Consider the following 11473-nt stretch of genomic DNA (forward strand, 5'->3'; position numbering starts at 1 on the left):
GTCAGTGGACCGTGACCTGACCGAGCGCCGGTTTCTGTTCCTGGGCCTGATGCTGCGGTGCATACACCTGGGTGAAACGCACGGGCGGCAGGTTGAACTGCCCCTTTTGCGAAAATCGCACCAAATGCCGCAGACGCAGTTCCCCACTCAACGCATCCACCGGCACCGCATAGGCCAGCTGCCCCGGTTCGAAACGGGCTTTTTCCAGCGCCGTCGGTTCGGTGCCGGCCTTGCCCATGAGTTTGATGCCCCATGTCGTACGCTCGACATCCGCACCCGGTGGCAGCGGCACTTCGAGCAAGCCATAGCGCAACGGTTTCGCGGCCTTGCTGGTGAGGATCACTTCGTCCAGGTACAGGCTGTCGCTGGACAACGGCGCGGTGCCAACCGGTTCGAGCTTGAAGGTGAAGGCCTCGTCCCCCGGCACCAGTCGCGACAGGCGTCGGGTGATGCTCACGGCCATTGGATCAACTTGCGGTTGCCGGGTCCGGAAACTCAAGGCAGCGCGCAGCGGACGTTCTTGCGCACCGGTCAGTGACAACAGGGTGGGTATCTGAGCGCCCTGCCACTGCCAGTACACCTCGCCGGTCACACCTCGCGCCTGCTTCCAGCTTTCACCCGGAGTGAGTGCCACGGCGGGTGCAGTCTGTTCGATGCTACGTTGCAGCCAGGTCAGGGCCAGTGCCCGTTCCAGAGTTGATTGTTGCGGCAACAAACGTTGCAGCAACGCTGTCGCGCGGACCTGATCGAAGGCTTGCAGCGACAGGTTCAAGGCTTCGGCAAACGGCAGGGAGCTGACGGCCAATCGCTGTTGTGCGTCGCCCAGTTGTCGGTTGAAAGCGTCCGGCAGAGCGACCTTCGATTGCTTGGCCAGCGAGGCCGTCATTACCCGGGCAGCCGCCAGACCAAGCGCCGAATCCGGATCGCTCATGACGAGGCTGTCGTCTCCCGCATCCATCATGTTCGCGGCGTTGCCCTCGCCGGCTTGCGCCAGCTCCTCCATCAAGCCGGCGAGCAAGGTGCTCACCGGTAACTGCATTTGTCTGGCGAACGACAGGATCAAGGCACGCTGCAACAGCGGCGTGTTTTTCGCCTGCTTGGCGTAGACCTCCAGCACCCGCTGCCAATGTTCCGGCGGCAGATTCAGTTCCAGCACTTGGCTGGCGTGCCAGTCGGCGTAATAGGCGTAGGCAGTGAGGAACGCGTCCGGCTCGCCGTCCATGCCCCACCAGGTGAAGCTCGCCGACGGCCCGGCCATTTGCACCAGTCGCAAGCGGCTGTTCTGCATGATCAGGCGCAGGCGATCACGAATCTGCGGATTCGACGACAGGGCTGGATAAGCGATGCTCAGCGGCAGCAGGCGACTGGCGGTCTGCTCGACGCCGCCGTACGGATAGCTCAGCAGATCATCAAGGGCCGAACGGAACAGCGCTTGCGGACTGTCATCCAGACGCAAGCGGATATCCGTGGCATCCGCCGGCAGGATCAGCGGTGTGTCACCACTGGCGACGTCCAGGCTTTGGCTTTGCGTGACCTGCCAACCTTCGCCGCTCGCGGTCAGGCGCACGGCCAGGGCATCGGCGGTTTTACCGTCCTGCACAAGTTCGGCGGTCCACTCGCCACTGGCCCATTCGAACGCCGGCAGCGCAATGTAGTTGATGCCGCTATTGAGCGTGACCGGAACGCGTTGTTCGCTGCCCGCATACCGAGTCACCAGCTCAGCCTTGACCAGGTTTTCGGCCTGACTGAAGGCGAACACACCAAGATCCGGCTTGTCGCCCGCACGGAATTTACTCGGCCCGCTCCACTTCAGGTACAGCGGTTTCTCCGAACGCACGAACTGCTTTTTCCGCCCGACCTGACCGTCATCGGCGATGGCCCGGGCAGTGATACGCCAGCGGGTCAGGGAGTCGGGCATCTTGAAGGTGAACCGGGTCTTGCCGTTGGCATCGGTCACCAGCTCCGGTTGCCATGCGGCGGTGTCGACGTCTTCGCGACGCGGCCGCTCCAGCACTTTCACCCCGCGCTCACTGCGGTTGGCCTTGCCCGGTGCACCTGGGCTGCCCGGCAGCGCGACGTCGTAGCTGATGAACGACAGGCTGGCGCTGGTACGCACGTTGTTACGCCGTGGATGGTAGAAAAACTGGTCAATGCTCGGCGCCACTTCCGGTTGCAGCGCGTAGACCATTTCGTCGACCACGCTGACGGTCAAATGCGCCGGGATCGGCTTGCCGGCAAACTGCGTGGTCAGATCCACCGACACGGTGTCGCCGGGCTGATAGGTGTCCTTGTCGGTGGCGATGGCCACGTCAATCTGCGGCACGATCACCTTGATCCCGGCATTCTGGAAGCTGTACTGGCCACCCTTGGTGTACAGCACCGAGAACGTCAGGTTCGGCGTGAAGCTGTCCTTCACCAGGATGCGGGCGCGGTACTGGGTGTCGCTGAGTTTTTCCATCTGCAGCCAGTCACCGCCCTTGGAGAGCAACGCGGTGGCCTCGACCTTGTCGCGCTCCAGCGACAGCAGTGCATCGCTGATCGGCTCGGGGAAGGTGATCAGCGCCAACGCTTCATCGCCCGCCTTGTACTCAGGCTTGTCGAGGACGATTTCCACGGTGCCGGGTACCGCTTTGACGCCGTCGCCGGTAACTGAATGCCCGGTAGCGCCGAGGGTTCGGCCGTGGTCATCCCTGAGCGTCAGGTTGTAAGTGCCCGGACGCTCGAAGGCCAGGATGAAGCCTTTATCGGTGGCCGTCAGTTTGCCGTCGCCGGTGCTCTGATCTTCCAGTCGTACCCAGCCGTAACTGCTCGGCGCAACCGATTGGGCTTGCTCACTTTCATTGGCGTAACTGAACGCCACCTTGTCGCCCACTGCACTGAAGCGCTGTGGTGCGCTCAAGCGGAAATTCGCTGCACCGCGATCGATGAGGATTTCCTTCGTGGTCTTGACCCGATACGCCGCGCCATCGCTGGCGAACACGGTGAGCATGTAGCGGCTCGGTTTCTCGGCGGCCGGCAGGTCGAGGGTGGCGTTGCCCTTGGCATCGGTGGTCAATTCGGTGCTGGTCAGCTCCACCGGAAATTGCCCCAGGTATTGCAGTTCGTTATCGACCATCGACAATTGCTGGGCGCGCAGGCTCAGGCTGAGCTTGGCGCTGGCCACCGGTTTGCCGTCCGGGTACAGCAGCACCAGGTTGCCCTTGACCGGTTCGCCGGTGCGGTAATCCTGCTTGGCCAGGTTCAGCGAAATCTCGAAATGCGGCTTGATGTATTCCGCCACGCGGAAGGCGCTGCTGTAGGCCTGGTCCTTGTAGTTGAACCGCAACTCATATCCACCGGCCACGGCATTGTCGGGCAACTGGAAACGGCCTTGGGTGCCGGCCTTGGAATCGAGTTTCAAGTCCAGGCTTTGCAGTGCGGTACCGGTCGCATCCAGCACGGTCAAGTTGACGTCGGCGGCCGCTGGCTGCACCGAATCCCGGGCATTCTTGAACTCGCGGCCGACGATTTTCAGCGACACCCAGTCCCCCGGCCGATACAGCGGTCGGTCAGTGAATGCATAGAGTTTGGTGTCGTAGATCTCACTGTCGTAGTAGAAGTTTTCCGAGACAAAAACACCGCCCTCCTCGTCCTCACCGATCACGAACGAACGTTCGGGGCTGATGTGTTTCAGGCGCAACAATCCCTCGGTATCGGTGGTGCCGCTGCTCATCACGCCCAGGCCGTCGGTCCACAGCACATTGACCTTGGGCACCGAACTGCCTTCGTGTTTGCGCGCGGCCCACACCAGCAATTCATCGCCGGCAATCTTGCTCACCGCCACGGTGTTGGAGACGAAGACCATGGTGGTCGCGCGGTACTTGCCGATCAGCGCTTCCACCAGGTACAGACCCGGTTTCAGGTTGCCCAGCGGGATATAGACGTTGCCGGGCGCGACGCTGACGAACTCACTGGAGGACCCGGCCAGATTCACACCGGCCGGTGGCTGGATCGGCTTGGCTTGCCACAAGGGATAACGAAATTGACTGACCACCGGCAGACCCGGAATCAATGCGAATTGCGGCTGCGCGTCGTAGGGTGTTGGCGCGGCCATGGCGGCGCCCATTTTCAGCTCCGGCACTTCCTCGGTGACTTGTTTCCGCGACTCGTAGGAAAACGCCCGCTGCATCACCCGACGGGATTTGCGATACCAGTTGTCCCACAGGTACGCCAGAGTGTTCGACAGGCCTTCGCCCTTGAACTGGCCATCGCTGACTACACGGTGCAGGTTCTTCTGGCGCTTGAGGAAGTCCAGCGGCTTGTCGATCCGATACACCCGAATGTCCGCACCGCCGTAAGGCTCCATGCGGAAGCGGCGATAGTCGCGACCAGGCGCTTCGAGGCGCACCATCGCCTGTTCGTCACTGGCAAAACTGCTGTCGGCCAGCAGGAAAAAACTTTCACCGGCCACCGGCGTATAACCGCTCGGCTCGACGGTGTCTTCGGCCTGCACCGCCGAAAAAGGCAGCGCCATAACCAACAGCAGAGGCAGAAAACGCAGCATGCGCGCACCGATCATTGGGAGAGAAAATTCAGTCGATAGACACCGATGAAGTTGGGGTTGGCGGCATCGGGTATCCATCGGGTGTCCTTCCATGTCATGAGTTGTTGCAGGCTTGCCGAACGCATGCCGTTATCGGTGGGAGTCGTGGTGCCGGTGTGATAGGCGATGTAGCGGCCCATCCAGATCATCAGGTGCTGGTCGTCACCCTGATCGAAAAACATCAGGTCACCGGGCCGCGCCTGGGCTACGTCACGACCGACCAGATGACTGTTGAACTGAATCAGCTTGATCGCGTTAACGTACGGCCCGACCTTTCCGCCGCCCTGTTGCCATTGCTGGGCGAGGCCGCGCTGGGCATCGCTCAGTTGCAACTCCGGCGGCAGGTAGCGATTGGAAAGACCGTTGCGGCGCAGCCATTTGTCGTCGTGGACCTTCAAGGCTTCATTGGCGGCGAAGCGCACCAGCCCGGCGCAGTCTTGCTGATACCAGCGTGGACTCGGGCCTTGAGTCAGTTGCTCCTGAGCGATGCGCACGAACCAGGCGCGGAACACCTGGGATTGCTGCACATCCAGCACCGGCGTTTCGGTGGCCAATACCTGCCCCGTGAGCAATAGCGCCAACAGGCCGAAGCTTCGGATCAGTCCAGTCACAGCGCTTTCCACTCCAGCGGCAGCCATTGCCAGTGGCCGTCGGGCTCGCTACCTTCGGGCAGGGTCAGGGCGTACTTGCCGTAACCGCCGAGCGTGCGCAGTTTCGGAATCAGGTAGGTTTGCGCGGCGTTATAGAACACCGGCTCCATGTCCTGGGGCAGGCTATCAAGGGTTTCCTGCTGCATCAGTTGCGCCATGGAATCCGGGCCGAAATAGACCGGCATCAGCAGGTCTTTCGGCACCACATCCGCCATGGGCGGGAAGCGTTTGTCGAGGGTGCCGAGCGCCTTGCCCACCAGCTTGTCGTCGAGGGAAAACAGCAACGTCGAACCATGCCGCGCCAGGCTCACGCGCATGAACGCCTTGCCGCTGATTGCGTCTGGCTGCTCGGCGTCCTTGGCGGCATACGGGCCGAAATTGGAGCTGACCTGGCGCTGCCATTGATGGGTTGTGCCTTCCTGTTTCTCGACGACCGGGAACACATGTTCTTCGACCTTGCCTTCATAAGCGCCCACCATCGAACCGAACAGCTTGCCCAGATCACCATCGAGTCTGGCGCTGCCTTCATCCTTGAGGCTGGCCACCAGCAACGGCGTGTACAGCCGCGAATCGGCGTACCAGCACAGGCCCGCGGCACCCGCCATGTGCTCGATCAACACCTGGGCTGTGTTCTCTTCGGCGCCAAGTTTCACCAGCAACGGCTTCTGGTGTTCGACAGCGAGGGGCAAGGCCACGCAAGCGCTGGCGCCCATGGGCATGGCTTGCCAGATCGGTTTGAAATCGAAATCCGGCTGGTTGTCCAGTTCGTCCATGGCGAGGAAGCTGTGCCAGCCTTTGTCGTCCATGTCGAACCGCAGGCCGGCGAAGTTCGGGATAAAACGCTGGTAGCCCATGGCCAACACACTGGCATTGACCGATAGCCGCTGCTTGACCTCCGGTGCACGGGGTTGCAGACCGAAGGCTTCAGGGAACAATTTGTCGCCGTTGAGCAGCGCGGCAATGGCTTGGGTCGACACACTGCCCGACTCTTGCGTGACCCCGCTTTGTGGATCGTAGAGCTTGGTCGGATTCGACATCACCACCAGTTTGTCGCCATGGGAGGCAAACAGCAGCGCCTTGCTGGCGTTGTACGTGAGCTGATAAAGCGCTACGTCATCGGCGCCGACTTTCACGTCAGCGATCTTGCTCAGTTGCGAATCATCCAGCGCCACTTTCGCCAGGGGCTCGAGCACCTTGGCCAGGCCGCCGCGATCCATCACCAACAGGAAATCCCTGAGCCGCCCGTCCGCCCCACGCCACAGCGCCACATCGGCCGGCTGATCGAAGAGCTGCTCGATCAACGTGTCCTGCAACTTCAGGTCGTGTTCGTAAATGATCCGCCGCAGACTGCCGATCAGCCCGAGGCGGTCGGCGTGGGTTTCGTAATAGAAGACGAAATCTTCGGTCAGGGTTGCCTTGAGGAACGGCACTGCCAGCAAGTCCTTGGGCAACTGGCTCAGGGAACGGGTTTCCAGCAAGCCATCAGGGCGGCTCATGCCGAGTTTTTCAGCCGCCAGTTGCGGGGCCGGGGCTTTGCTTTTTTGCATTAACCAGCCCATGCCACCAGCCACGCCCGCGACCAGGCACGCACCGACCACAATGGCCGGCCAACGGCGTGACGGTTTGACGCTCGGTGTTTCGGCGGCCGGGGGGGCTGCCGGTAAATCATTGCTGTCGCTCATGAATACAAACCCAATTCATCCGTGGTGCGGGATGCTCAATAGTTGAATGTCTTGACCAGCAGCAGGTCACCGATCGCACGCAAGGGCACGAGGAAGGTCTCGCGTTTCTCGTCGACGGTGTTTTCGTTGAGCACCAGATTGATCTGCGAGGTGATCACCTCGTTCTGGTTGCCGGCCTCATCGAAGTTATAGCCGCCGCTGCCGAAGTTGCCCCAATAGTTCACGTAAACCAGATAGGTGCCATGCAGCGGCGCGGTCATGGTGAACATTTCCGGGCCGGGGCCATCGACGCCATCCGGGTCGAGGCCACCGCCGTTGCTCATCGCCGGACGAGCCCAGAACGCATGCTGACCATCGGGGGTAACGATGTGCAGGTCGAGTTCGGCTTTCGGATCGTCCCAACCCAGCACCACGCGAATCCGCGCTGGCGTGCGCAGGTTGTTGGCTTCATAGAATTGAACGCGCTTGAGCGACTGGCCTTCGGCGCTACGCACTTCGACGCTGTTGGAACCGGCACCGAACGCGTACGGCCGGGCGAAACGCCCCTGATCGTCGGTGTACAGATTCAGTGGGTTGCCATTGACCGCCAGAGTATGGGGACCGCGTTGCGTGCCGATGGCCTTGAGCTGGCCTTCGATCATCGTGCGGTTACGCTGCACGCCCCGGTCAATGGGTGGCGTGGGATAGGCGACTTGCGGGTTTTCCGTACGATCCAGCAAGCCATTGAAGCGCCAGCCGCCCACCGGCTCCGACAACTCGGCACCCGGTGCGGCCAAGGCCGGCGTGCAGGCCAGCCCGATCAGCAGCAAAAGGAATGAACGCATGTGACGCCTCCTGCCATGCATGACGAAACCTTGCGCCTGATCCTCGGCGCGTTACAGAGGCGAATACTGCGTTTCGTCTGAAAGACCCGGGAATAGAGGGTCTGATATGGCACGAAGGTTAGACGGGCGGGTGTTTTTTAACAATCGGATGCAGCTGGATTTGCGGGAGGAATCACGGTGAGCCGATTAGGGCTCCTATTCGGCTCACAAAATGAGCCGAATAACCGTAGAGTCGAGTCGCCACTCAGTTTGTGGCGAGGGGATTTATCCCCGTTGGACTGCGAAGCGGCCCCTAACGTCAGATCCGACAATATGCGTTGTCCGGATTTACGACTGATGCGCAGTCGAACGGGGATAAATCCCCTCGCCACAGGATTGGCTCCACCCCAAAAACAGTAGTGCCGAAATCCCCCGTTCATTTGCCCATAAACCCCCTATCTGCTAGTGTCGCGCCGGTTTAACGTCAACCGGAAATCGCCGCCATGGCCCGCAAAAAAGCTGCACTGGATTTCGAACAGTCCCTCGCCGACCTGCAAACGCTGGTGGAGCGTCTGGAGAACGGTGAATTGTCGCTGGAAGACTCGTTGACCGCTTTCGAGCAAGGCATCGGGCTGACCCGCGATTGCCAGGCGGCGCTGGCCCAGGCCGAGCAAAAGGTTCAGGTGCTGCTCGAGCGCGATGGCGAGTTGGCCGAGGAACCCTTCGACGCGGATCAACCGGAATGATTGCAGCGTATTCGGCGACCAGCCAGACCCGTGTCAACGCGGCCCTGGAAACCCTGTTCACCGCGCCGGGCCCGGAGCTGGCGCGTTTGTACGAAGCCATGCGCTACAGCGTGATGAACGGCGGCAAGCGCGTACGCCCACTGTTGGCCTACGCCGCGTGCGAAGCACTGGGCGGCAAGGCCGAGCAAGCCAACGGCGCGGCCTGTGCGGTGGAGTTGATCCACGCTTACTCGCTGGTGCACGACGATTTGCCGGCGATGGACGATGACGATTTGCGTCGCGGCCAGCCAACCACTCACAAGAAATTCGATGAAGCCTGCGCGATCCTCGCCGGCGACGGTTTGCAGAGCCTGGCCTTCAGCGCCCTGCTCGACCCGCGCCTGAGCGACGCCGACGCCGAGATTCGTCTGCAGATGGTCAGCGCCCTGGCGCAGGCCGCAGGCCCGGCGGGCATGGTCGGCGGTCAAGCCATCGATCTCGGCTCGGTCGGCCTGAAACTCGATCAGAAGGCCCTCGAATACATGCACCGGCACAAGACCGGCGCGCTGATCGAGGTCAGCGTCAAACTCGGTGCCCTGGCCAGTGGCCGTGCCGAGAAGGACGAACTCAAATCCCTGCAGACTTATGCACAGGCCATCGGCCTGGCGTTCCAGGTCCAGGACGACATCCTCGATGTCGAAAGCGATACCGAAACCCTGGGCAAACGCCAGGGCGCCGACATTGCCCGCGACAAGCCGACCTACCCGTCCCTGCTCGGTCTCGACGCCGCCAAGGCCTACGCCCTGGAACTGCGCGATCAGGCCCTGCACGCCCTGCGACCGTTTGACGCGGCAGCCGAGCCCTTGCGCGACCTGGCCCGTTATATCGTCGAACGCCGCAACTGACGGCGTATCCGCCAAAAAAGACCAACGCGTGGGCAGGGACCGATGCATCAGGTAAACTGCCGCATCTTTTATACCTATAACGATTCGCCTGATGCCCACGACGTTTCATGAGATTCCCCGCAAGCGCCCGACCACGCCCCTGCTCGACCGTGCCGACACGCCGGACGGCCTGCGCCGGTTAGGCGAAGCCGAGCTGGAAACCCTGGCCGATGAGTTGCGCCTGGAATTGCTCTACACGGTCGGTCAGACCGGCGGGCATTTCGGTGCCGGCCTGGGCGTGATCGAGCTGACCATCGCGTTGCATTACGTTTTCGACACCCCGGACGACCGGTTGGTGTGGGACGTGGGTCATCAGGCTTATCCGCACAAGATCCTCACCGGTCGCCGCGAGCGCATGGGCACCCTGCGCCAGAAGGACGGCATTGCCGCGTTCCCGCGCCGCTCCGAGAGCGAGTACGACACCTTTGGCGTCGGCCACTCCAGCACCTCGATCAGTGCCGCGCTGGGCATGGCGATTGCCGCCCGGCTGCAGAACAGTGATCGCAAGGCGATTGCCGTGATCGGCGACGGCGCCCTGACCGCCGGCATGGCGTTCGAAGCGCTGAACCATGCGCCGGAAGTGGACGCCAACATGCTGGTGATCCTCAACGACAATGACATGTCGATCTCGCGCAACGTCGGCGGCTTGTCGAACTATCTGGCGAAGATCCTTTCCAGCCGCACTTACGCCAGCATGCGCGAAGGCAGCAAAAAAGTACTGTCGCGCCTGCCCGGTGCCTGGGAAATTGCCCGTCGCACCGAAGAATACGCAAAAGGCATGCTGGTTCCCGGCACGCTATTCGAAGAATTGGGCTGGAATTACATCGGCCCGATCGATGGCCACGACCTGCCGACCCTGATCGCCACCCTGCGCAACATGCGCGATCTCAAAGGCCCGCAGTTCCTGCACATCGTCACCAAAAAAGGCAAAGGCTTCGCCCCGGCCGAAGTCGACCCGATCGGTTACCACGCCATCACCAAACTTGAACCGCTGGATGCACCGGCCGCCGCGCCGAAAAAAGCCAGTGGACCAAAGTACTCCGGTGTATTCGGTGAATGGCTGTGCGACATGGCAGCGGCCGACCCACGTCTGGTCGGGATCACGCCGGCGATGAAGGAAGGCTCCGACCTGGTGGCCTTCAGCGAACGCTTCCCGCTGCGCTACTTCGACGTGGCGATTGCCGAGCAACACGCCGTGACCCTCGCCGCCGGCATGGCCTGCGAAGGCGCGAAACCGGTTGTGGCGATCTACTCAACGTTCCTGCAGCGCGGTTACGACCAGCTTGTCCACGATGTGGCGGTGCAAAACCTCGACGTGCTGTTCGCCATCGACCGCGCCGGTCTGGTGGGCGAGGACGGCCCGACCCATGCCGGTAGTTTCGACCTGTCGTTCCTGCGTTGCATCCCCGGCATGCTGGTGATGACCCCGAGCGACGAAAACGAGCTGCGCAAAATGCTCACCACCGGCCACTTGTACGAAGGCCCGGCGGCGGTGCGCTATCCGCGCGGCAATGGCCCGAACGCGGCCATCGAGAAAGACCTCGAACCGATCGAAATCGGCAAAGGCGTGGTTCGCCGCCAGGGCAGCAAAGTCGCCCTGCTGGTGTTCGGCGTGCAACTGGCCGAGGCGCTGAAAGTCGCCGAGAAGCTGGACGCCACCGTGGTCGACATGCGCTTCGTCAAACCCCTCGACGAAGCACTGGTGCGTGAAATCGCCGCCAGCCACGAGCTGCTGGTGACCGTCGAAGAGAACGCGATCATGGGTGGCGCCGGTGGAGCGGTCAGCGAATTCCTCGCCCGGGAAAACATCCTCAAGTCGGTGCTGCACCTGGGCTTGCCGGATATCTACGTCGAACACGCCAAGCCTGCGCAAATGCTGGCTGAGTGTGGACTGGATGAAGCCGGGATCGAAGCTTCGATTCGCGAGCGCCTGCAGCTGCTCAACCTGTAAATCTCTGGATGCATGCAAAACCTGTGGGAGCGAGCCTGCTCGCGAAAGCGGAGTGTCAGTCGACTTGGTAACTGACTGACATACCGCCTTCGCGAGCAGGCTCGCTCCCACACTTCTTGTGTCCCTTTCCCACCAA

General features: G+C 61.8%; 7 protein-coding genes. 3 read left to right on the top strand and 4 right to left on the bottom strand.

Features of this window, described 5'->3' with window-relative positions:
- Nucleotide 1: 1 nt before the first annotated feature.
- The 4 genes from ACW9HW_RS15420 to ACW9HW_RS15435 are packed head-to-tail and all read right to left on the bottom strand — an operon-like array spanning nucleotide 2 to nucleotide 7738.
- Nucleotides 2–4558 carry an alpha-2-macroglobulin family protein gene (locus ACW9HW_RS15420; protein WP_457400620.1) on the bottom strand — a complete coding sequence of 1519 codons (4557 nt, stop codon included), beginning with the start codon at nucleotides 4556–4558 and terminating at the stop codon, nucleotides 2–4.
- The gene (locus ACW9HW_RS15425; RefSeq protein ID WP_457400621.1) at nucleotides 4555–5220 is read right to left on the bottom strand and encodes a DUF1175 domain-containing protein; all 666 of its coding nucleotides are present in this window, start codon (nucleotides 5218–5220) and stop codon (nucleotides 4555–4557) included. Before ACW9HW_RS15425 ends, ACW9HW_RS15420 begins: the two co-directional genes overlap by 4 nt.
- Complete coding sequence (locus ACW9HW_RS15430; protein ID WP_457400622.1) at nucleotides 5190–6914, bottom strand: DUF2138 domain-containing protein; 1725 nt, start codon at nucleotides 6912–6914, stop codon at nucleotides 5190–5192. Before ACW9HW_RS15430 ends, ACW9HW_RS15425 begins: the two co-directional genes overlap by 31 nt.
- A 35-nt stretch (nucleotides 6915–6949) precedes the next feature.
- Complete coding sequence (locus tag ACW9HW_RS15435; protein ID WP_457400624.1) at nucleotides 6950–7738, bottom strand: YfaP family protein; 789 nt, start codon at nucleotides 7736–7738, stop codon at nucleotides 6950–6952.
- A gap of 482 nt (nucleotides 7739–8220) precedes the next feature.
- Here ACW9HW_RS15435 and ACW9HW_RS15440 point away from each other — a divergent pair, with 482 nt between their 5' ends.
- The 3 genes from ACW9HW_RS15440 (at nucleotide 8221) to dxs (ending at nucleotide 11337) form a co-directional block, all read left to right on the top strand.
- Nucleotides 8221–8463 (top strand): exodeoxyribonuclease VII small subunit, encoded by a 243-nt coding sequence (locus ACW9HW_RS15440; protein ID WP_007894317.1) that lies wholly within the window; start codon nucleotides 8221–8223, stop codon nucleotides 8461–8463.
- A complete protein-coding gene (gene ispA / locus ACW9HW_RS15445; RefSeq protein ID WP_095197208.1) occupies nucleotides 8460–9347 on the top strand; it encodes a (2E,6E)-farnesyl diphosphate synthase in 888 nt (295 codons plus the stop codon). Before ACW9HW_RS15440 ends, ispA begins: the two co-directional genes overlap by 4 nt.
- A gap of 91 nt (nucleotides 9348–9438) precedes the next feature.
- Nucleotides 9439–11337 carry a 1-deoxy-D-xylulose-5-phosphate synthase gene (dxs, locus tag ACW9HW_RS15450; RefSeq protein WP_457400625.1) on the top strand — a complete coding sequence of 633 codons (1899 nt, stop codon included), beginning with the start codon at nucleotides 9439–9441 and terminating at the stop codon, nucleotides 11335–11337.
- Nucleotides 11338–11473 lie beyond the last annotated feature (136 nt).

Source organism: Pseudomonas sp. SDO5532_S415 (genome assembly GCF_054071155.1).

Excerpts from the sequence above, each read along its gene's own strand:
- ACW9HW_RS15420 (WP_457400620.1), bottom strand. The coding sequence starts at position 4,558 with ATGATCGGTGCGCGCATGCTGCGTTTTCTGCCTCTGCTGTTGGTTATG.
- ACW9HW_RS15425 (WP_457400621.1), bottom strand. The coding sequence starts at position 5,220 with ATGGCTGCCGCTGGAGTGGAAAGCGCTGTGACTGGACTGATCCGAAGC.
- ACW9HW_RS15430 (WP_457400622.1), bottom strand. The coding sequence starts at position 6,914 with ATGAGCGACAGCAATGATTTACCGGCAGCCCCCCCGGCCGCCGAAACA.
- ACW9HW_RS15435 (WP_457400624.1), bottom strand. The coding sequence starts at position 7,738 with ATGCGTTCATTCCTTTTGCTGCTGATCGGGCTGGCCTGCACGCCGGCC.
- ACW9HW_RS15440 (WP_007894317.1), top strand. The coding sequence starts at position 8,221 with ATGGCCCGCAAAAAAGCTGCACTGGATTTCGAACAGTCCCTCGCCGAC.
- ispA (WP_095197208.1), top strand. The coding sequence starts at position 8,460 with ATGATTGCAGCGTATTCGGCGACCAGCCAGACCCGTGTCAACGCGGCC.
- dxs (WP_457400625.1), top strand. The coding sequence starts at position 9,439 with ATGCCCACGACGTTTCATGAGATTCCCCGCAAGCGCCCGACCACGCCC.